Below are 21,244 nucleotides of genomic sequence, written 5' to 3'. Positions count from 1 at the left end.
CACCCCATGGAAGAGAACAAGTCATTCCAGTTCAGCACGATCGAAGAGGCGCTGGATGATTTGCGCGCGGGCAAGATCATTCTGTGCACCGACGACCCCGACCGCGAGAACGAAGGCGATTTCATCTGCGCAGCGCAGTTCGCCACCACCGAGAACGTGAACTTCATGGCAGTACACGGCAAGGGGCTCATCTGCATGCCCATGTCCGCCGAACTGTGCCAAAAGCTGGCGTTTCCCCAAATGGTCACCGAGAACACCGACAACCACGAAACCGCCTTCACCGTGTCCATCGACCACGTCGACACCACAACGGGCATCTCGGCGCAAGAGCGCGGGCTGACCGCGCGCGCCGTGGTGCAGCCCGGCGCCCGCCCGTCCGACTTCCGCCGGCCGGGCCATATGTTCCCACTGATGGCAAAGGCCAACGGCGTGCTGGAGCGCAACGGCCACACCGAGGCCACAGTGGATCTGATGCGTCTGGCCGGTCTTGAGGAGTGCGGTCTGTGCTGCGAGATCATGCGCGAAGACGGCACCATGATGCGCACACCCGAGCTGATAGAGCTCGCCCGGCAATTCAATTTGAAGTTCATCTCCATCAAAGCGCTCCAGGACTACCGCAAGAAGCACGAATGCCACGTGGTGGAAGTGGCCGATACGGCAATGCCCACGCGCTACGGGGCGTTTCGCGCCCACGCCTTCGTGAACAAGTTGAACGGCGAGCACCACGTGGCCCTGGTGAAAGGCGACATCGGAGACGGCGTCGATGTGCTGGTGCGCGTTCATTCCGAGTGCCTCACCGGCGATGCCTTCGGCAGCCTGCGCTGCGATTGCGGCCAGCAGCTGGCTGCAGCGATGGCCCAGGTGGAAGCCGAGGGGCGCGGGGTGGTGCTGTACATGCGCCAGGAAGGGCGCGGCATCGGGCTTGTGAACAAGCTGCGCGCCTACGAGCTGCAAGATGCCGGCATGGATACCCTGGAGGCCAACCTGGCCCTGGGCTTCGCGGGCGACCTGCGAGAATACTACATCGGCGCCCAAATTCTGCACGAGCTGGGCGTAAAGACCATGCGACTGCTTACGAACAACCCCGACAAAGTGTACCAATTGGGCGATTTCGGGCTGCAGATCACCGAACGCGTGCCCATCCAAATGCCTTTGACCAGCCACGATGAGTTCTATCTGCGCACCAAGCAGGAGAAGATGGGGCATTTGCTGTACTTCGATGAGGAGCGCCAGGCGTCCTAGCGCCTGTACAACTCGACTAAGGAAACCAACGTTTGGGAAAGGATCATCATGACGGTATTTGAAGGGAAGCTGGTATCGGAGAACATCAAGGTCGGCATCGTGGCCTCCCGCTTCAACGAGTTCATCACATCCAAGCTGATCGGGGGCGCCATGGACGGCCTTTTGCGCCACAACGTGCGCGAGCAGGACGTCGACATCGCCTGGGTACCCGGCGCTTTCGAGGCGCCGCTTGCCGCGCAGAAGATGGCGCAATCGGGCCGCTATGACGCCGTCATCTGCCTGGGCGCCGTCATCCGCGGCGCCACGAGCCACTACGACCTGGTCTGCAACGAGGCCGCCAAGGGCATCGCCCACGTATCGCTGGAAAGCGGGGTGCCCGTTATGTTCGGCATCGTGACCACCGACACGATCGAGCAGGCAATCGAGCGTGCGGGCACCAAGGCGGGCAACAAAGGATTCGACTGCGCCACGTCGGCCATCGAGATGGTCAACCTTCTGCGGGAGATCGAAGGCTAGGGGCCCATGGGCGGCACGGTATTTTTCGACTACGATGGCACGCTCCACGATTCCATGCATCTGTACGGCCCGGCGTTTCGCCGCGCCTATGCTGCCTTGGTAACCGATGGCTGGGCCGCCCCGCGTACGTTCTCCGATGAGGAGATCGCCTCGTGGCTCGGATACTCCCCTGCCGCCATGTGGGCCTCCTTCATGCCCGAGCTGCCCGAAGCGATTTGGCAGCGCGCATCGGCCGCCATCGGAGAGGAGATGCGCCGCTTGCTCGCGGCGGGCGCAGGGCGCCTGTACCCCGGCGCGAAGGCCATGCTGGAATCCCTGCGCGAGGAGGGATGCACGCTCGTGTTCCTCTCAAATTGCAGCGGCTCCTACCGCGACGAGCACCTTGCCGCATTCGGCCTCGGCGGCCTGTTCACCGGCGCCTGGTGCGCCGAAGACTTCGAAGGGCTGGAGAAGTGGCAGATCTACCGGCAGATTTGCGCACGTTACCCGAAGCCCCACCTCATGGTCGGCGACCGGCACCACGATCAGGAGGTGGCCGTGCACGGAAACATTCCCTTTGTCGGGTGCACCTACGGATTCGGAACGGCAGACGAGCTCAGCCGGGCGGACGTCCTGGTGAGCACGGCCCCCGAGATCGCAGGGGCCGTGCGGGCACTTACCGGGAAGCCGCGCGGGCACCCCTAGCCCTGGCCCTATCCCTCGTCCACCTTCGCGAGCAGCTCCTCGCGGCCGTTCACACCGAGCTTCTTGTAGATGCTCTTCACGTGGGTGCGCACGGTGGACTCGGAGATGACGAGCGTGGCGGCCACAAAGGCGATGCCGTGGCCGCGCCCCAGATACCCTAAAATCTCGCGCTCCCGCGGCGTTAGGCCGGCCTCGTCGGCCAAGGCCTCGCAGCGCGCCTGCACGCTTTGGGCCTGCGCGTCGGCCCCCGCGCCGGCATCCCGCGCGCCCAGCCCGTCGTCGGCCGCGCGCTCCCCCGCGCCCGCGCGCCAAAAGCCCCAGAGCGCCGCCGCGATGACGCCCACGAAGTAGAACGTGCTCACCACCAAGAGCGCCGGGCCGCCGCCCTCTTCCTGGAAGGGGGCGGTGGGCGCGCACCCCAGGCCCAGAAGCGAGAACAGCGCGAAGGCCGCCACCGCCGTGCCGAACACCGAGCCGGCCGAGAACTCCCGGGCATGGGCCACGGCCGCCAGGCTCGCCAGGGCGAGGATGGCCACGGCCCCGTAGAACACGTAGGTGAGCCACGCGGCGAAGAACATCGGCATCGTGGTGCCGGGGAAGCTGTTCAGCACGATGAGCACCAAGGCGAACGCCGGCACGAGCATCCGGTAGATGAGCGTGGTGAGCGGCCGGCTCGTGCGCAGAAGGCAGATGGGCAGCGCCACCACGGCCCCCAGCGCGCAGCCGAGCAGCTCCATGTTCACCACGTCGAACAGGATGAACTTCCGCGCCCCCATCATGAAGGCGAACACCATGAGGCCCGCCAGCGGCATGCCGGACACCGAGGCCAAAGACGCCAGCCGCGCCCGGCGCGTGGGGGCCGGAGATTCCGCCGCCTCCTGCACGGATGATGCCGCACCAGCCGCCTTGGCCCCGCCGCCCAGATCTCCCGGGCGCGCGCCGCCCCGCGGGCGCTTCCACGCCGCCAGGCAGGGCACGGGGAAGCTCGCCAGCACCAGCACCACGAACACGATGAGCCCCACGCCGAAGGTGGTGGAGGACAGCAGAAGCCCCACGAGCGCCGCGCAGCCCACGGAAAGGGCGCACCACAAAAGCGCCTGGCGCAGGTCGTAGGCGGCCATGTAGCTGCCCCACAGCACCGCCAGCTCCACGGTGCCCGCCGCCAACAGAAAACCCGAAAGAGCCCCCACAGCCCCCGTGCCCACGCCCGGCAGCGCCGCCGCGGCTATAAGCAGGCCGTAGCCCGTAAGATAAGCGGCCACGCCGGCCACCACCCATCCGCGGCCCAAGAGCCTCTCGGGGCAGCGCCGCCCCGAGGCCAGCGCGGCGAGCGTGCCCAATACGAGTGTGGAGAAAAGCATCGTGTTCGCGAAGGGCGCCATGAACGTGGGCACGTCGAAGACGCCGGTCTCGAAGAGCAGATGGTTCGGCGAGTAGATGGGAATGGTGGCCAGAAACGCTATGAGCGTGAGCGCCTCGAGCCTGAAGTATTTGGAAAGCGGCAACCTGTACCCTCCCCGGCTTGTCGCGGCTTCGTCGGGCACCAGTATAGCGAAACTTTCCGAAGTTGCCACGGCGTTACTGAGCCGTCATTCTGGCCCTGTGGCGCTGACCTGCGGTTTATTTCCATCTCCCCCATTTCCGCGAGGGCGCTTTCCGGGAAATCCCCCAAGCTGACGATTCCTCGCGGGCCGCTCGCGGTGCCATCATGGGCCCCGGCGCCGCACCAAGGCGAGCGACGAGAAGGCCGGGGAGTCGCCCCGAGCGCCCCGCCGGCCGCACCGCCGAGCTTCGGTGCACGCCGACCGATACGCCCCGATACCAAGGGAGGATATGGGAACTATGGAGAAGACAACCAAGGGCATGTCCCGCCGCTCGTTCATCGGCATGGGCGCCGTGGCCGCCATGGCCGCCGGAGCCGCCGGGCTCGCCGGCTGCGCGCCGGCAGGCGGCGACAGCACCGCCAAGACCGAAGACGGCGGCCACATCGAGAGCGCGGGCAGCTCCGCGCCCAGCGATGTGCACATCCACAACGTCACCGACACCAGCTGGATGACGCCGCCGGCCGAGGTGACCGATTTCGCCCAGGAATGGGACTGCGACGCGGTGGTCTGCGGCCACGGCTTCGCCGGCATCACCGCCTGCCGCGAGCTGGCCGAGCAGGGCAAGAAGGTCATCCTCATCGAGAAGCAGCCCGAGGACTCCTACCAGGCCGTGGGCAACGAGTTCGCCTCGCTGAACGCCAAGATCCTCCAGGAGCGCGGCGTGCCGCACATCGATCCGGTGGAGTTCTACCAGAACTTCATGAAGATCACCTCCAACATGCCCAACCCCTCGCTGGTCATGAAGTTCGCACAGAACTCCGAGGAAAACTCCAACTGGTACCTCGACCGCCTGACCGAGGAGGACTTCGCCACTATGACCACGGCGTTCTTCCCGCCCACCGAGCACCAGATGGGCGAGCTGTCGGGCATCAAGTTCTGGCCGAGCGTGTGCTCGTTCTACGGCGAGTGCAACCAGACGAAGATCCAGATGTACAACCAGGCCGCGGCCGAGGAGGCCGGCGCCGAGTTCCACTTCGCCACCACCGCCGAGTACATCATCATGCAGGACGGTGCCGTGGCGGGTCTTGTGGCCTCTGACGCGGACGGCTACATCAAGATCAACTGCAAGGCCGTCGTCTGCGCCTGCGGCGGCATGGGCGGCAACCCCGAGATGATGGCCTACTTCATGCCCGACATGGCCCAGGCCCTCACCGGCGAGGACGCGCTGACCTCCATGTCGGCCAACGACGGCCGCGGCGTGCAGATGGCCTACTGGGCCGGCGCTCACCTGGAGACCACGCCCGTTGCCGGCATGAACATGAAGGGCCTGTCGGTTCCCGGCAAGATGAACTGCCTGCCCCAGGCCGTGTGGATCGACGAGAACGGCCGCCGCTTCGCCAACGAGTACTACCCCACTTCCGAGCAGCGCGGGTACCAGACCGTGTTCATGAGCCGCAAGACGAAGTACGCCGTGGTGGACAACAACTTCACCGAGTACCGCCAGTACACCCTGCCCCAGCACGCCGGCTTCACCGCCAATGAGGAGAACATCGCCTCCCTGCGCGACTCGCTCGACAAGGCCTACGCGAAGTTCAAGGGCACCTACGAGGAACCGGAGCAGGAAGAGGGCCAGGGCGGCCCGGGCGGTGGCGGCCCCATGACCCAGGTGGAGTGGATCGCCGACGACACCCTGGAGGGCCTGGCCGGCCAGATGGGACTTTCCGGCGACGCCGCCACGGAGTTCGTCGCCCAGATCGAGCGATGGAACGGCTACTGCGAGGCCGGCGTCGACGAGGAGTTCGGCCGCGCCGCCGAGGTGCTCTTCCCGGTGAAGGACGGCCCCTTCTACGCCTGCACCTTCGACCCGGTGCTCGGCGAGACCATGGTCACCATGGGCGGCATCATCACCGACGGCGAGCAGAACGCCTTGGATGCGAACTACGAGCCCATTCCCGGCCTGTACATGGCCGGCAACGACTGCGGCCGCCGTTTCGGCACCGAGTACGTGACCCCCATCCCCGGCTGCTCGCTGGCCTTCGCCCTGGTGCTCGGCCGCGAGTGCGGCAAGTCCGTGGCGAAATTCCTCGGCTAGAAACGGCAGAGACGGGTGCCGCCGCTGGCCGCGCCCGTCTCACCCGAAATGCCTTTCCCGCTGCGGGGCCCGCCCTCCCGGCTCCCGCAGATCATCGACAAAGCCCCCGGCCGTCCCTCCCCGGCCGGGGGCTTTCCTGTCGCAACCTCTCCAAACTGCGGAAATCTACTCCTCCCGCAGCCAGAGGCCCGTCTTGCCGCCGTCCTTCTTCAGCAGGCGCACATCGGAAATTTCCATGCCGCGGTCCACGGCCTTGCACATATCGTACACGGTCAGGCACGTCACGGAAGCCGCCGTGAGCGCCTCCATCTCGATGCCGGTCTTGCCCGTGACACCGCACATCGTAGTCACGTGAATACCCACGCGCCCGTCTTCCCGCTCGCCCTCGCGCACGGGCGCGCACTCCACCTTGGCCTTGGTGATGTTCAGCGGGTGGCACATGGGGATAAGCTCGCTCGTTTTCTTCGCGGCCATCACTCCGGCCACCCGGGCGCAGGCGAGCACATCGCCCTTGGCCGCCTTGCCCTCCACGATGAGGGCCAACGTCTCCGGCTTCATGGAGATGAAGCCCTCGGCCACGGCCACGCGCTCGGTGTCGGCCTTCTGCGATACGTCCACCATCCGCACGTCGCCGTTCTCGTCGATATGGGTCAGCTGCTCGGTCATTGCAATTCCTTTCTAGCAGGTTCGGAAGGCATTCTTGGAAGAGGAGGGTTCGCGCTCGGGGCGAGGGTCCGCGCGGAGTTCCGCAGCGACTGGAACAGCCCAGTGGGCTGTTCCACCAAGCGAGGACTGTCTGAGCACGGCGCCCTTGCCCCGAGCGCGAACCCGGACAACCCGGAAGAAAGCTAGCCGCCGATCTGGCTCATCTTGCGGTCGGTGCCCACTTTGTCATGGTGGTCGTCGGGCTTGGCGCCGAGAGCCGTCAGCAGCACGTCGCGCACTGCGGCGTCATCGCCCTCGCGCAGGGCCGTGCGCACATCGTACTCGGTATCAGAGAACAAACACGGGCGCACCTTGCCGTCGGCGGTCACGCGCAGGCGGTTGCACTCGCTGCAGAAGTGGCGCGACAGCGGGCTGATGAAGCCCACGGTGCCCAGCGCGTCGGGGAACTCGAAGTAGCGCGCCGGACCCCAGCCCAGAGGCTTCGTCGCCCCGGCCGGGCGCAGCTCGGGCAGCCCCGCCGCACGGGCGCGCTCGTTGATGATGTCGAACAACTCCTCGGAGGGGATGACATCCTCCTTGCCCCAGCCGGTGCCGGCGTCGACGCTTGTATCGCCCACGGGCATGTACTCGATGAAGCGCACGTGCAGCGGCCGATCGATGGAGAGCTTCGCGAACTCCAAAAAGTCCTGGTCAAGGCTGCGCACGGCCACGGCGTTCACCTTCACGGGATTGAGCCCTGCGGCGAGCGCCGCGTCGATGCCGGCGAGGGTGTCCTCCAAACGGCCCGTGCGCGTGATCTCGTGGAACTGCACCGGATCCAGGGTGTCAAGCGAGATGTTGACCCGCGAAAGCCCCGCTGCCTTCAAATCGCCGATCATGCGGGGCAGAAGAACCCCGTTGGTGGTCATGGAGACGTTCTCGATGCCCTCGATGCCGGTGATGGCGTCCACCAGCTCAACCACGCCCTTGCGCACCAACGGCTCGCCGCCCGTGAGGCGAACCGAGCGGATGCCGAGCCCGGCGGCCACGGCCACCAGCCGCTCGATCTCCTCGATGCGCAGGATCTCGTCATGGGACATCGCGCACACGCCCTCCTCGGGCATGCAGTAGACGCAGCGGAAATTGCAGCGATCCGTCAGCGATATGCGCAGATAATCGATAGTACGACCGTGTGAGTCTTTCAAAGTCACCCCTCGCAACGTGTTTTGACTGCTTATTATATCGAACTCGAAATAAACCGCAATCCGCATCGAGGAGCGCCGCGAGATATCCTACCCCTCGGCCGCCGTGACGTCATCCACCATGGCAATCAGCTCCTGCTGGGAATGAACGCCCAGCTTGCCGTAGACGTTGCGCGTATGGGTGCGCACCGTGTTCCAGGAGATGCTGAGCTTGCTCGCCGTGGTGGACGAGTTGTAGCCCATGGCCAGACAGCGCAGCACGTCGGTCTCCCGGGGAGAGAGCTGGTAGTCTGCGGCCAAAGCCTCGATCGCCAGACCGAAGCGTCCCTTGCGCACCGGCTCGTCCTCGCGGGCCGGCCCCTCGCTCTCGGCGGCAAGATCCCTCATCAGCAGCTCGTCAAGCGAGGGGGCGCCCTCCTCCCCCGGCGCGAACAATCGGTCGAACTCGCGCTCGGAGAAGATGAGAAAGGCGCAAGCGAGCACGATGAGCGCCATGATCATATAGGCGAAGGCCTCGCCGACGGCACCGAACAGCGTCCCTAAAAGCTGCGCCCCGAAGAGCCAGCCGATGCCGTTGCCAAGCTGGTAGGCGCCGTAGCCGTAGCCGAACACGATGACCGCGGAGGTGCGCCGCTGGAAGACGATGAAGGCGAGAATGCACCACAGGAACAGCTCGAACACGACGCTGGACAGCGACACCACCTGGGCGAGCACGGTATGCAGCACCGTTACCAAGGGCAGGCAGGCGACAAGCGCCACGGAGGCCACCATCACCACCGAGTACAGCTTCCCGAAGTTGAGTCGATCCCCCTCGATGCCCACGGCCACCACCGCCAAAACCAACGCCAGAAGCATGCGCGCGAGCATGACGAGACGCGACCCGGACAGCGTCGTCTCGATGGAGGAGACCGCCACCGTGGATGCGTACACCGAGGACACGATGCAGGAGAACACGAAGACCACGGCCAGAAGCTTCCAGAACGACTTCGGCAGCGACCGGCGCGAATGGTCGCGCACAAGAGTGGGCGTCGGCTGCTCGATATGGCGGGAGAACGATGCCAAGATGCCGGCCGCCAAAGGCAGCAGCACGAACGAAGCCATGCCCGCCAAGCTGGGACCGCCGGGAACCGGCGCCCAGGCGGGCGATCCCAGCACAATGAAGAAGGAGGCTCCCACGACGAACTGGGAGTAGGCCACGTACAGGATGACCTGGCGCGGCGGCAGCGCGCCGTAGAGCTGCCCGCAACGCAGGGCGATCGCCCCGAGCCCCACGCCGAATAGTATGCCGCCGATGAAGAAAAGCGATCGGATAACGGGATAAGGCAGCATCGGCGTCAAATAATAGGGCCCGATAAGTATGACGATGAGGGCGCCGAGCGAGGAGACCGCCCCCGCCCAAAGGCACGCCGTCGGGCGCTCGAGCCACGAGCGCACCCGGGGCACTGCGAACGTGGACAACAGCATGAGGCCGCCGGCCGACAGGCTCATGGTCACCGTCAGCACCGAAAGGTTTCCGCCGTTGATCTCGCTATCAGACAGCCACGCCGTTCCCGAGCTCGCTATATAGACCGAAGCTAGCAGGGCCCCCAAGGCCATGTACGGCAATGCCGGCCACGCGCGCACGAGCTTCGCCATGAAGTTTTTCGTCTCGGCCATCACTGCCCTCCCTAGCGCAAGGAGCGCCCGGCGACAGCCGAGCGCTCCTCGATGTGATCCGATTGGCCTACGATACCATTTCCGGTTCGTCGGAGATGGCGGGAGTCGGGTCGTTGGACGCGGACACGGCATCCTCGGCGCTCCGGTCGACCAACGCCCGGCCCACGCGGCAGAGGGCATAGCCGACGAACACCACCGAGTACACGACCACCGAGGCCTGGGCGGCGAGGCCGCCGTGCAGGGCCGAGGGCAAAAGCATCAGCAGCAGGTGCACGTACACCAGCCCGAAGAACGGGTAGGCCAGCTTCTGCACCTTCTTCCACGAGGCCGTGGACATCTGCCGCTTCACGAAGGCGAAGGACGTCACGCCGAGCACGACGAGCAGCACGAGCAGCACGACCGCCAAAACGAAGGCGCCCATGACGTTGCCCCCGATCTCGCCGCCGCCGAGAAGGCGCGGCAGGTAGCTCTCCAGGTACACGGCCATGTGCCCGAGCGAGAGGAACCACGCCACGATGGACAGCTCGCTGCGCACGGGCTTCAGCCAGTGATAGGCGCGGCCGTCCCGGTTCAGGCATCCGATGAACATGACGACCACGAACAGGGCCAGCGACAGCTCGCACTTCTGGATGAGGACGAACAGCGGGCTCCAAATGGCGCGCGGCAGCCCGAAGAACACGCCGTACACGTAGACGACGTCGATGGCGATGGCGGCGGCGTAGAACGCGACCGGAAGCGCCTTCAAGGGGTTGCGCAGGGCGAAGCAGCCGACGATGGTGACTGCAAGGATGATCGCGAAGTCCATGTTACCTCTCCTCTCGCACCTCGAGGCGCTGCTCGAGCTCGACGGCGATAGCATCCAAAAGCTCGGCGTCCTCGAGGAAGAAACCCTTGGAAATCTTCAAGACGCCCCGATAGAAGCGCGTCTCCAAAAGCAGAAGCGCCAGATCCTGGAACGTGTCGAACCACGAGAGGATATGGTCGGCGAGGAACGCGCGGGACGTGCGAACCTGACGCAGGGCCTCCGCGTCGTCGCCGGCCTCAAGGGCGGCAATGATGCGATCTGAGAGCACCACGAGGAACTCGCACATGAACGACAGGTGATCGTGGGGGAAGTCGTAGCCCTCGGCCTTGGCCACGTGGTTGGCCTTGTACAGCTGGAAAACCTCGTGGTAAGCGTCCTGGAACATGAGCCCCTCTTCGCTCGTGTGCACGCTCTCGTAGGGCACCGCGTAGCGGCCCTTCCACGAGGAGGTTCCGGCGAAGGCGGAAGTGAAGTCCACGGCCAGCGCCTGGCGCGTGCCGGAGTTCCGCTTGCGCAAATAGCGCGTGATATCGTTCACCCCGTCGGCGAACAGCTCGTTCACATCGGCATATTTCGACCAATCCATCTCGGCGATGTTATCGATTTGCTCAGCCGTCAACGGCCGGAAGTAGATGGCCGCCAAAAGGTCGTAGAACGCCGCGCGACCCTTGAGGGCCGCGATCATGTCCTCCGTCACCACAGCCTCATCGGCCGCAGCGACGCTCATCTCATCTACCATGTATCCCCTCTCCTCTCAGACTCGCCCGTCCTCGTTGGGCACAAACCGCGTAGCGCCAGAGCGCTCCGCAGGACAGGAACTGCGACCTCGAAAAAGCGGCGCACCGGCGCACCAAAGCAGCAGCCCCCGTCCTGCGGGTTCAAACTGCGAACCCGCAAGAGCGCCCGACCGCCAAAAGGGAGGGAGCGACGGTCGGGGCAACCGAAAACCGAGGGGCGCACCTACGGGCTGGTGCAAGCGCACCCCTCACGCAAAATGGCTACTTCTTCTCGTAGCGGGTGACCTCGACGGGCTCCTCCTGCCACTTGGCGGTCTTCTCCGAGAGGATGTAGACCGTCGTGGGATGCAGGTCGGCCGGATCGAACAGGTAGTGCGCGTTCTCGCCGGCGGCAGCCACGACCTTCGCGGCCTCGGAGTTCGGATCGTCCAAGTCTCCGAAGGTGCGAGCGCCGCAGCAGCAGTTGTGCACGCAGGCCGGCACCCAGTTCTCGTCGTTTTTGCGCTGGAAGCACAGCGTGCACTTCTCGATGGTGTTGGTCTTCGGGTTCAGCTGGCGCACGCCGTAGGGGCAGCCCGTCAGACAGCTCTCGCAGCCGATGCAATCCTCGGCGTTCACGAGCACGATGCCGGTCTCCTCGTCGCGGTAGGAGGCGCCGGTGGGGCACACTTCGATGCAGCCGGGATTCTCGCACTGCTGGCACTGCATGGGCAGCCAGTACATCTCGATGTCCGGGAAGGTGCCGGTGGGGCCGATGGCGGACACGTGGTTGCGCACCACGCCCAGGTTCATCTGGTTCTCCATCTTGCAGGCGGCCACGCAGGAGTCGCAGCCCGAGCAGCGGTCCAGGTCGATGACAAGCGTATTTTTCATTAGAACACATCCTTCGTCTGGGCTTCAGCGAGCATTTCCTGAGTGGGCATGAAGGGCTCGAACTCCTCAGCCTCCACCCAAATGTTGGCAGGACGCTCGGACTTCTCGATCTTCACCGTGAAGCCGCGGTTGGTGTAGGAGCCGTAGACCTCGTTGAAGGGGGCGTCGTTCTTGGTGAGCACGTTGACGTTGCACTCGCGCCAGCCGCCGGTGGGGTTGGCCTGGGAGGCGTCGAAGCACTCGGGGTTCCAGAAGCGCTCCATCCACACGGTCTTGGGGTGGACGCCCTCGGTCAGGTAGGCGCGGGCATGCACCTCGCCGCGGCGGCTGGTGACCTTGACCCAGTCCATGTGCTCGATGCCGAGCTCCTTGGCGCTGGCCGGGTTGATGCGGATCTCGGCGCAGGGGAACAGCTCGCGGCTGAAGGGAGCATGGCGCATGGTGCCGTGGTGGAAGTAGGGCACACGTCCGCTCGTGAGCACGAACGGGTACTCGGGATCGTAGCCCGGCATGCCCTCGTAGGGGGACTCGACCGGCTCGATGGGCACGCAGATGGGGCTGTAGTCCTCGCAGGCCTCCTGGGGCTCCGGATAGCAGTACGGGTACCCGTTGCGAGCCATGCGGATGAGCATCTGGCAGTAGGTCTCCACCTTGCGGGACTCGGTGGCAAAGCCGGAGGGCAGGCCGTCGTCGGCGATCTGCTCGTGCTGGTTGTAATTCCAGTAGTCCGGCGTCACGAACGGCACGTACTCGTCGGTGTTCGCCTGCAGGGTCTCCCAGTCGGGAGCGCCGAGCGTGTCGGCAACGCCCTGCTTGACCTCGGCCTCGGTGGCGCTGCCCAGATAAGCCGTGCCATCGCCCAATTCCAGGCCGTTCGGGATGTGGCCGCCCCACATCTCGCGGCACTTGGCCACCACCTGGGCCGCCGGGATGGAGTGCGACACGGTCTCGCCGATGTGCACGCACTCGTTCTGCAGCCACTGGGTGTCCAGCTGGGTCATGTTCACCATGGGCTCTTCCAGCCACTCGCGCAGCGGGAAGACCAGATCGCACGCCTCGATGTGGAAGGAGGTGAGCATCGGGTACTGGCCGATGATGTAGTCCACCTCGGGGAACACGTCGTACCAGGACTTCGCGTTGCCGAGCATGGCCAGCTTGTTGCCGGACATGTCGAACCACACGCGCGGCTTGAAGGGCTCGCCGGTGGCGATGGCGTTGCGCACCGTGGGGATGTGGGAGTGGCACCAGGCGTAGAGGCCCTTGTGATCCTTCATGCCCAGACGATCCTGCAGAAGCTTGTTCAGGATGCGCTGGGAGTCGGGCATGGCCTCGCCGAGCTGCTTGATGCGCGCCTCGTTCTCGGCATCGGACATGCCGATGACCGCGCCGACGCCGTACATGTCGGAGAACATGCCGCCGAAGCCGTTGTTGTAGGTGACCGGGCGCACCAGCTTGGTCTCACCGGTGTCGGTCATGGTGGCGAAGTAGCCGCCGCCCTTCTGGGTCATGGTGACGCCGGGCTTGTTGATGCGGCCCATGATGGAGTCGAGGCCCATGCAGCCGAGCGGCACCTGGGAGGCGGACTCAGTCATGTCGGAGGCCACGCCGTTGGCGATGCCGCCGTTGTTCTCAACATAGAGCTTGATGGCCTCTTCGATCTTATCCGCTTGCAGCCAGCACTCCTCGGCCGTCTTCTCGAGCGTCCAGGGATCGGCCTCCTCCTTGTAGATCTGACCGGCGGTCTTGTACTGCTTGCCGTTGAACTCGCCGGCCCAGAAGATCTCGGGATCCACGGCCGAATCGGCGGGAGCGGAGTACTCGAAGGGCGCTACGGCGTTCGTCTTCAGATCGAAGCACACGTAGGCCGGGGTGTTCTCGGGCGTCGTCTGCTTGAAGTCGGGGAACAGTTCCTGCGCCTTCACGGGCAGCTTCGTGTCCGGGTCAATCAGGAAGGGCAGGTTCGTCCAGTACTTCGTGAACTCCTCGTCGTAGAGCTTGTTCTCGAAGATGTAGCGGAACCACGAGAGCAGAAGCTTCGTGTCGGTGCCGGGACGTACGGGCAGCCACACGTCGGCCTTCACGGCGTCGGGCGAGAAGTTCGGGTCGACGACCACGGTCTTCACGCCGGCGGCGCGGAGCTCCGCCATGCCGCGGCCGGACTCGGCGGTCTCGGACACGGAGGGCTGGGCGCCCCAGATGACCACGACCTCGGTCTTGTTGTCGTTCACCTTGAAGATCTCCTGGACGGCGTTGTCGGCGATGGACTGGTCGTCGCCGCCGTAGAAGAGCTTCGAGAGGGCCCAACGGGGCAGGTAGCACTGGGCGCAGCCGGGTTCGAAGACGGTCGGGCTACCGAAGGCCATGGGAAGCGTCATGGCCTCCATGAACGAGTAGGAGCCGCCGCCGCCCACGCTGGCGAAGAACGCGTAGTTGCCGTACTGGTCGATAGCGTCCTTGATATGGGTGGCCGCCTCGGTGATGGCCTCGTCCCAGGAGATGACCTCCCACTTGTTCTCGCCGCGCTCGCCGGCCCGGCGCAGGGGGTGCAGGATGCGGCGCGGGCTGTACATGGTGTGCAGCTGGTTGAGGCCCTTGATGCAGAGGCTGCCGCGGGACACCGGGGCCTCCGGATCGCCCTCGAGCCGCACGACCACGCCGTCCTTCAGGTAGGCGATGGCCGGGCACATCTGAATGCAGCCATGGCAGCTCGTGCGCATCTTCGTCAGGCCCTCGGTGCTCGAGACGCCCGCCTCGCCGGTACCGGCGAGCTCCTCTTCCGGCGCAGCTTCCTGCATGCAGCCGGCCATGGAGGCGCCCACCGCAGCGGCCGCGCCCGCGAGAGCGGACACTTTGACGAAGCTGCGACGTGTCAAATTCGTTTTTGACATATTGTCTTCCTCTCCTCTTGCTTACACGTGATTACGCTTGTCCGTTCACCTTCAGATCTTCCAGAAACTCCCTTCCCTCCTCGGTCAACGTCCAACCTTCTTTCCAAACCAGAGCGCCAGCGCGCTCGAGCTTGTCCACAAATACCGACGGCTGCATGGTCTCGACGCGACCGTCGATCACCGTCTGAAGAGCGGGCCTGCCCAAGAGCAGCTCCTCGATCTGCCCGTAGGGGCGCGGGGCCGCCTCGACGAATTCCAAAAGTTCGATGTAGGTATCGGTGCGTTCGGGCACAAGATGAAGCAGATCCACGAGGCGCGCGGACGGCTTGTTGTAATCGACGAACCAGTCGCCCACATCCGTGCTCTTGAACGAGATCTCGGCCACGAGATCGTCGACCTCGTCTTCGGAGAGCCCCTCCTTCTGCTCGGGCAAAACGCGGTTGCCGTCCTCGTCGCGCTCGATCATGTCGAGGCCGTAGGAGCGAACAAGGGACATCAGCATATAGAACTGGTTCTGGGTGGCGCGCTCGAACTGGGGGAGCGCCGCGATGAAGTCCTCCGCCTCGCGAAGCGGGCGCTCCTCGGCGCAGAAGGCGAGGGTCTTGTACAGGATCTCGCGGTTCAAGGGATGACGCATCACCGTGCGGTTCAGCTCCGCGAGCTTCTCCTCGAAGGTGAGTTCGGCGGCGTCGGGCAAATCGTCAGCAGCGAGCGCGGCAACATCCATCGCCGCCTCGGCGGCTGCCTCCTCGCGCTCCTGGGAATCGTCTCGCGGCATTTCGCGGGTTTCAAAATCAGCCATGCATGCTTCGCATCGCAGCGGATGCGACCCTCCCCTCTTACCTATTTGGTTCTCCTCCTTGCCGCTTCGCCTCCTCGCACCAACTATGTCTCGGAGGTTTTCGAAGCGGTTCCACGGGTCGGAACTATAGGCGATTGGGATTGAAAACGACTACCCGCAGACTGCCTGAAATTGAGAAAATGGGCGCAAAAATCTCACGCAGGCTGGGTGAGTGACCCGTTTTACCTGCGCTTTTGCTCGCACTTTTTGATGAGTGGAATTATCGACTCACCAGATACACCTTGTCCGGAGGGATGCGCACCCACAGCCTCTCCCCCACCTCCGGCAACGCAACGCCTTCGCGCATGCTCACGCGCCAGAACATATGCTGGTGCAGGTAGCTCATCTCGTTCGTCTCGAAGGCGACAGCGGCGCCATCCGCATCGTCGCGATCGAGAAAGCCCAGAAGCGCCATGCGCTCGAAGCGGGCATCGCTCACCCGATCGACGCGAACGCGGTAGCAGTTCTCGCCGGGGCCCTCCGCCCTCTCCACATAGAAGGCGCGAAGGCCCAGGCACTTCACATCTCGCGGCACTTCCTGGGCCGTATGCACGTCAATGCCCCACGGGGGGACGTGCACCGCGTGCGGCCCGGCGTACTCCGCCGCCGGAGCGTTCTTGCAGCCCGACAGCTTCAGCCCCGCCACCGACTGCGGACGGTTCACCAGCTCCCGCCCCCGATCCATCTCCACGATGCGCCCGGCATCCACCACCGCGATGCGGTCGCAGAACCGCAGCGACTCGTCGATATCGTGGCTCACATATAAGATCGTTCCCTCAAAAGCTTCGAACAGGCTCACGAGGTTCTGCTCGAGAACCCCTTTCAAGTGAGAGTCCAGGGCGCTGAAGGGCTCGTCCAGCATGAGGATGCCCGGCCGCGCCGCCAGCATACGGGCCAGAGCCACGCGTTGCTGCTGGCCACCGGAGAGCTGGGCCGGATAGCGCTGCCCGAAACCGCGCAGGCCGAAACGCTCCAGCTCCTCGGATACGATGCGCTCGCGCTCCGCCCTCGGCACCTCGCGCCCGATGCCCGCGCCGATGTTATCCGCCACCGTCAGGTTAGGAAACAGCATGTAGTTCTGGAACAGAAGGGCCGTTTTACGTTGCTGCGGCGTCAGGTTGATCTTCTGCTCGGAATCGAAGAACACCTTGCCATTCACAACGATCCGGCCCTCATCCGGCGTCTCGATGCCCGCGATGCAGCGCAGCGTGAGGCTCTTGCCGCACCCGGAGGCCCCCAGAAAGCCCAAAGTCTCATCGCCGCCCGCAAAAGCCACGTCCAGGGTGTAGTCGCCGAAGCTCTTCTTGATGCGCACGTCCAGGCTCATCTAGGCCACCCCCTCTCCCAGAACGTCGGCACTTCCGGCACTGTCCTCCCGAAGGCCCTTCGCGCTCCTCCTTCGGCCGCCGCCCCGCGTGCCGTTTCTCCGCGGCTTGGGCGAGCGCCCCTCGTGGCTGCTCTTCTGGCGATAGCGCGTGGTATGCCGGCTCCATAGGTTGATGAACAAAATCACGAGGAAGCTGAACACCAAAAGCACGATCGTCCAAAACCAGGTGGCCTCGGTGTTGCCGTTCATCCACTCGAAGTAAATGGCAATGGGGATGGTGCGGGTGCTGCCCAGTTGGTTGCCCGCCAGAAACAGCGTGCACCCGAACTCGCCCAAGGCCCGGGCGAAGGCGAGCACCGTGCCCGAGGCGATGGACGGCCAGGCCAAGGGCAGCATGAGGCGCAGGAAGATGCGCCCGTTGGACCAGCCCAAGGTACGGGCCGCGTCGAGCATGTTCGGATCCAAGCTCTCGAAGGCGCCCCGGGCGCTGCGATACATGAGCGGGAAGGCCACCACCACCGCAGCGAGGACCGTGGCCTGCCAGCTGAACACGAGCGGGAATCCGATCTCCTGGAAGAAGCGCCCGAAGGCCGTGTTGCGCCCGAGCGCCGACAACAGAAGGAAGCCGCAGACCGTCGGCGGCAGCACCATGGGAATGGTGAAGATGGTATCGAAGATATCCTGGGCGCGCTTCGAGATGCGCAGCGTGAAATATGCGGCGGCCAGCCCCAGGAAGAACACGAACACAATGGCCACGCCGCAGGTCTTGAGCGTCACCCATAAAGGCGAGTAGTCCATGGACGAGAGAAACTCCCCCACCTGCTCAAGCGGGCCGCCCTTCTGGGCGATGACGGCGCCCTCCGCCGGCACGAGGAGCCCGCTGTCCATCTGGGACGGTCGCACCTCGCTCTTCACGTCGAAGGTGTCGTCGGGACCCTCGATGGTCACGTAGAAGCGGCCCTCCGAGATCTCGCGTCCGAAGGTGAATACCACGTCGCCCACGGCGAGCGATGCTCCCTCAGTGCCTTCCGCATCGGCAATGAGCACCTTCCATTCCTCTTGGCTCGCCAGCGGGTTCACCCCCGTGGAGAAGTTCTCATCCAGGGCCGCCAAGTAGGTCTTTATTTCCTGCACCTGAGAGCTGCCCTCGTCCTCGATGCCGAACTCGTCGGCCACCGTCCGGGGAATGAAGAGCACGGCGTAGTCGGCCGTGTTGACGACAGCCACGCGGTCGGTGCCTGAAAGCCGGTAGGTGTAGCCGTAGCTGAGGCCGTCGATGTCGCGCGCGGATCCCGTGCGCGAACATTCGAAACCCTCCACAGCGAAGTCGCAGCCTTCCATGCGGGCCGCATCGCCGTCAGCGGAGATGTCTATCTCGGCATCTTGGACAGCCTGCTCCGCATCGTCGGCCCAAGCCGCAGGGGGGCATGCGGCCATCGAGGCCCAGACCAAGATCACAGCTGCGGCCAACCTGAGCGTCAACGCCCTCAGGTCAATCGCAGATCGTCTCGCTCCGCGCACTTCCCTTGATTCCATAGTCACCGCTCTTCCCGATTCACACTTCCACGACCGCGCCGACCCCCGTGCATCGAACCTTCCTCCGACAACCTCCCAGCGACCCCGCTGCACGGCCACACGCATCACCGCTTTTGCGTCGAAGAGCCGATGCACCAGGCGGGCGGAGCTATGCGCCCCGCCCGCCTGACGAGATGCCTTTTGCAACTCGCACTATTCTACCGCGAACACTTTAGTTCTGGGCGAGCTCGAAGCCCCACTTCTCCCAAATCTGGTTGGCGTCCTCGTCGGTCATGCACCACTCGAGGAAGGCCTGTGCCGCCTCGGCGCTCTTGCTGTCGGTGCATACCGCGCCCGGATAGGTAATGGCCTTGTGGGTGTCGTTGGGAACCACCGAGCAGATGGCGACACCGCCCATGCGGTACACGTCCGAGGTGTAGACCATGGCGATGTCAACCTCGCCGGACTCGGCATACTTGCACACGTCGCCCACCTTGCCGCCGAGGGTCACCTTCGGCTGCAAGGTCGCGGAGAACTCGCCGCCCTTGCCCGTGGCATCGGCGCCGGTGGCCCCGTCGGGCTCGATGTAGCCGCCGACCGTCGTCAGGGACTGGCAGGCGTAGTTGCCGGCCGGCACGTTCTCGTCACCCACGGCCAGCGTGTACTTGCCGGCGGCGATGTCCTCAAGGCTGATGTCCTGACCTGCCAGGTCACCGCCCTCCTTGGTGACGATGACCAGGTCGTTGTTGAACATGGTCTGGCGGGTGTCCTCCTTGACATAGCCCGCCTCAACCGCATCGTCCATGGTGCCCTTCGAGGCCGTAATGAGGATGTCGGCGTACTGACCGGCACCGAGCATCTCGTTCAGCGTGCCGGAAGCCTCGTACTGAGTGTCGCCGAAGGTGACGTTGGGGTTCTGCTGAGTGTAGAGCTCCTCGGCCTCGGCCATGGCCTTGGTCAGGGAATTGGCGGCGAAAATCTGCAGCTCAACCGTCTCGCCCTCAGGCTCGGTCGCCTCGGGGGCCTGAGTTTCCGTCTGGGGGGCAGCGGGCTCATCGGCCTTCTGCTCCGTAGTGTCGCCGCCTGAGCAGCCGAAGAGGCCCAGGGCGGCCATAAGAGCCACCGACACGGCACCGAGTTTCCAACTTTTGCGCATTGGGGTCTTCCTCCCTGATAGGTTATACGTCTTCGCGAATAAAGCGTTTTGGATATATTATCCTTATTCTCATATAATCGCAAGTCCTATCATTCTCATCTCCGAATATGGTTCCGAACCCCTCGCGCTCCTCCATGGGAAACGTCCGCAGGGGCTGACCTTGGTCAGCCCTCGCGAGAGGGATACCTTCGCACGACAAAAAAAGGGGCGACCGAGGTCGCCCCCTACGGAGATTCTTCCTAGACCTCTTCCGAGGCTTCTCTACGAACTCGCTTCTACAGCTTGAACCCAAGGGCATCCAGCACGTATTTGGGCACCATGAAGCGAACCGTCTTCTCCGGATCCACCATCTGGCACACCTGTACGTCGGCCACAAGGGACAGCAGCATGACCATCTCGTCGGCCGGCTTTCCCGTGCGGTCGCAGATGAGATCGACCATCTCGTGAACCGCGCGGTCGGCAGCGGCATCCAAAGACTCGGCCGAGGCAATGACGCCGAGATGCGTCGCGTTCTCGATGAGGGGATCGGTCAGCGCCAGCTTCGGCAGGGCTTCCAAGGTCACCGTGGCCCACCCGGCCGCCTCGGCGCCGGACACGCTGATCTCGCCATCGCCCATGGCCGCGTGCATGTCGCCGCAGCCGAAAAGCGCGCCGTCGGTATATACGGGGAAGTACAGCGTCGCGCCCGCCGTGATGGCCGTATTGTCCATATTGCCGCCATGGGAGCCCGGCGTGCCGCAGTTAACAGGCTCGCCAGCCGGCGCCACGCCGATAACGCCGATCATGGGCCTCAGCGGAATGCGCAGCCCCTCGTCCCACACCAGCTCGTCTCCGTCGATCTTGCAGAGATGCGTGCTCCAGGCGTCGAAGCGATCGCCGCACACCCCCTCGCCCTCGCCGGTGCAGGAAGCCGTCTGCCCGTCGAACTCGATGGCCTCGATGGTGACTTTCAGCGCCCCGCCGGGCACCGCGCCCTCCACAAAGATCGGACCCGTGGCGGGATTGATGTGATCCCAATCGATCTCATCGAGTTCGTCATCGGGCCGCTGCACCTGATTCCCGAAGCAGTCCTTCGTGCGTACGCGCACCGTCGTCCCCGAAGGCACCACTAACGCCGGCTCCAGCGTCTTATCGAACGCATACAGAACCTTCTCGTCACCCAGCTCAACCATGCACTCCTCCTAAAACAAAAAAGACACCCTTCCAGGTGTCAATCATTATAGTAGAAAAAGCGCCCCCTGCGAGCGGAACGACCTGTCCTCCCGCGGCCTGGCGCCGCAGTACTTTCGGCGAGGTGGGGCTTAACTGCCGAGTTCGGAATGGGATCGGGTGATCCCCCACTCCATGGTTCCGCTCGCGGGAGGCGCTCCCGCGGCAATCGTCTTGCCGTCCGAGGGGCCCGGGGATCCCCCGCGCCACCCTGGCGGTTGCATGCGCGCGACACGTCCATCTCTCGATCTCGATCGTAGTCTTGGCAATGAAGAAGAGCTCGGGCTATTAGTAGCGCTCGCCTGAGCAGGT

General features: G+C 64.7%; 17 protein-coding genes and 1 rRNA gene. 4 read left to right on the top strand and 14 right to left on the bottom strand.

Annotated features, from left to right (window positions below; translation table 11 throughout):
- Positions 1-6 precede the first annotated feature (6 nt).
- The 3 genes from NE591_RS09735 to NE591_RS09725 are packed head-to-tail and all read left to right on the top strand — an operon-like array spanning position 7 to position 2,442.
- Complete coding sequence (locus NE591_RS09735; protein WP_114540387.1) at positions 7-1,242, top strand: bifunctional 3,4-dihydroxy-2-butanone-4-phosphate synthase/GTP cyclohydrolase II; 1,236 nt, start codon at positions 7-9, stop codon at positions 1,240-1,242.
- A 42-nt stretch (positions 1,243-1,284) separates the two neighbouring features.
- Positions 1,285-1,758, top strand: a complete 474-nt coding sequence (gene ribE / locus NE591_RS09730; protein ID WP_371130581.1) for a 6,7-dimethyl-8-ribityllumazine synthase — start codon at positions 1,285-1,287, stop codon at positions 1,756-1,758.
- A gap of 6 nt (positions 1,759-1,764) precedes the next feature.
- Positions 1,765-2,442: an HAD family hydrolase gene (locus tag NE591_RS09725; RefSeq protein WP_157012968.1), complete on the top strand. Its 678-nt coding sequence runs from the start codon at positions 1,765-1,767 to the stop codon at positions 2,440-2,442.
- 8 nt (positions 2,443-2,450) lie between these two features.
- Here NE591_RS09725 and NE591_RS09720 read toward each other — a convergent pair whose 3' ends face one another.
- Positions 2,451-3,947 (bottom strand): response regulator transcription factor, encoded by a 1,497-nt coding sequence (locus NE591_RS09720; protein ID WP_256156647.1) that lies wholly within the window; start codon positions 3,945-3,947, stop codon positions 2,451-2,453.
- Positions 3,948-4,284: 337 nt separating this feature from the next.
- On the opposite strand from NE591_RS09720, the gene NE591_RS09715 reads away from it, so the two are divergent.
- The gene (locus NE591_RS09715; RefSeq protein ID WP_231699601.1) at positions 4,285-6,078 is read left to right on the top strand and encodes an FAD-binding protein; all 1,794 of its coding nucleotides are present in this window, start codon (positions 4,285-4,287) and stop codon (positions 6,076-6,078) included.
- A 165-nt stretch (positions 6,079-6,243) separates the two neighbouring features.
- Here the strand turns inward: NE591_RS09715 and moaC are convergent, their stop codons facing one another.
- From moaC to rrf, 13 genes are all read right to left on the bottom strand, one after another.
- Complete coding sequence (moaC, locus tag NE591_RS09710) at positions 6,244-6,744, bottom strand: cyclic pyranopterin monophosphate synthase MoaC (protein WP_157012970.1); 501 nt, start codon at positions 6,742-6,744, stop codon at positions 6,244-6,246.
- Between the two features lie 182 nt (positions 6,745-6,926).
- On the bottom strand, positions 6,927-7,928 hold the full coding sequence (gene moaA, locus NE591_RS09705; protein ID WP_157012971.1) for a GTP 3',8-cyclase MoaA: 1,002 nt from the start codon (positions 7,926-7,928) through the stop codon (positions 6,927-6,929).
- A gap of 87 nt (positions 7,929-8,015) precedes the next feature.
- Entirely contained in the window at positions 8,016-9,581 is a 1,566-nt protein-coding gene (locus NE591_RS09700) for a LuxR family transcriptional regulator (protein WP_256156646.1), read from the bottom strand.
- 67 nt (positions 9,582-9,648) lie between these two features.
- Positions 9,649-10,386: a ferric reductase-like transmembrane domain-containing protein gene (locus NE591_RS09695; protein ID WP_157012972.1), complete on the bottom strand. Its 738-nt coding sequence runs from the start codon at positions 10,384-10,386 to the stop codon at positions 9,649-9,651.
- Position 10,387: 1 nt separating this feature from the next.
- The gene (locus NE591_RS09690) at positions 10,388-11,125 is read right to left on the bottom strand and encodes a molecular chaperone (protein ID WP_256156645.1); all 738 of its coding nucleotides are present in this window, start codon (positions 11,123-11,125) and stop codon (positions 10,388-10,390) included.
- Between the two features lie 259 nt (positions 11,126-11,384).
- Positions 11,385-11,996: a 4Fe-4S dicluster domain-containing protein gene (locus tag NE591_RS09685; RefSeq protein ID WP_157012973.1), complete on the bottom strand. Its 612-nt coding sequence runs from the start codon at positions 11,994-11,996 to the stop codon at positions 11,385-11,387.
- The gene (locus tag NE591_RS09680; protein WP_157012974.1) at positions 11,996-14,884 is read right to left on the bottom strand and encodes a molybdopterin-dependent oxidoreductase; all 2,889 of its coding nucleotides are present in this window, start codon (positions 14,882-14,884) and stop codon (positions 11,996-11,998) included. The genes NE591_RS09685 and NE591_RS09680 overlap by 1 nt, the downstream gene beginning before the upstream one ends.
- Before the next feature lie 31 nt (positions 14,885-14,915).
- The gene (locus tag NE591_RS09675; protein ID WP_227070693.1) at positions 14,916-15,686 is read right to left on the bottom strand and encodes a hypothetical protein; all 771 of its coding nucleotides are present in this window, start codon (positions 15,684-15,686) and stop codon (positions 14,916-14,918) included.
- 259 nt (positions 15,687-15,945) lie between these two features.
- On the bottom strand, positions 15,946-17,052 hold the full coding sequence (locus NE591_RS09670; protein WP_157012975.1) for a sulfate/molybdate ABC transporter ATP-binding protein: 1,107 nt from the start codon (positions 17,050-17,052) through the stop codon (positions 15,946-15,948).
- Positions 17,053-18,588 carry a molybdate ABC transporter permease subunit gene (modB, locus tag NE591_RS09665; protein ID WP_256156644.1) on the bottom strand — a complete coding sequence of 512 codons (1,536 nt, stop codon included), beginning with the start codon at positions 18,586-18,588 and terminating at the stop codon, positions 17,053-17,055. It abuts the gene before it with no gap.
- 211 nt (positions 18,589-18,799) lie between these two features.
- A complete protein-coding gene (modA, locus tag NE591_RS09660) occupies positions 18,800-19,723 on the bottom strand; it encodes a molybdate ABC transporter substrate-binding protein (protein WP_227070695.1) in 924 nt (307 codons plus the stop codon).
- 275 nt (positions 19,724-19,998) lie between these two features.
- A complete protein-coding gene (locus tag NE591_RS09655) occupies positions 19,999-20,895 on the bottom strand; it encodes an acetamidase/formamidase family protein (RefSeq protein ID WP_227070696.1) in 897 nt (298 codons plus the stop codon).
- Positions 20,896-20,964: 69 nt separating this feature from the next.
- Positions 20,965-21,079 (bottom strand): 5S ribosomal RNA (rrf, locus tag NE591_RS09650).
- Between the last annotated feature and the right edge of the window lie 165 nt (positions 21,080-21,244).

The sequence above is a fragment of the Adlercreutzia sp. DFI.6.23 genome (genome assembly GCF_024462535.1).
Classification (GTDB): domain Bacteria; phylum Actinomycetota; class Coriobacteriia; order Coriobacteriales; family Eggerthellaceae; genus Adlercreutzia; species Adlercreutzia rubneri.
This window is presented reverse-complemented; position numbering and strand designations above follow the sequence as displayed.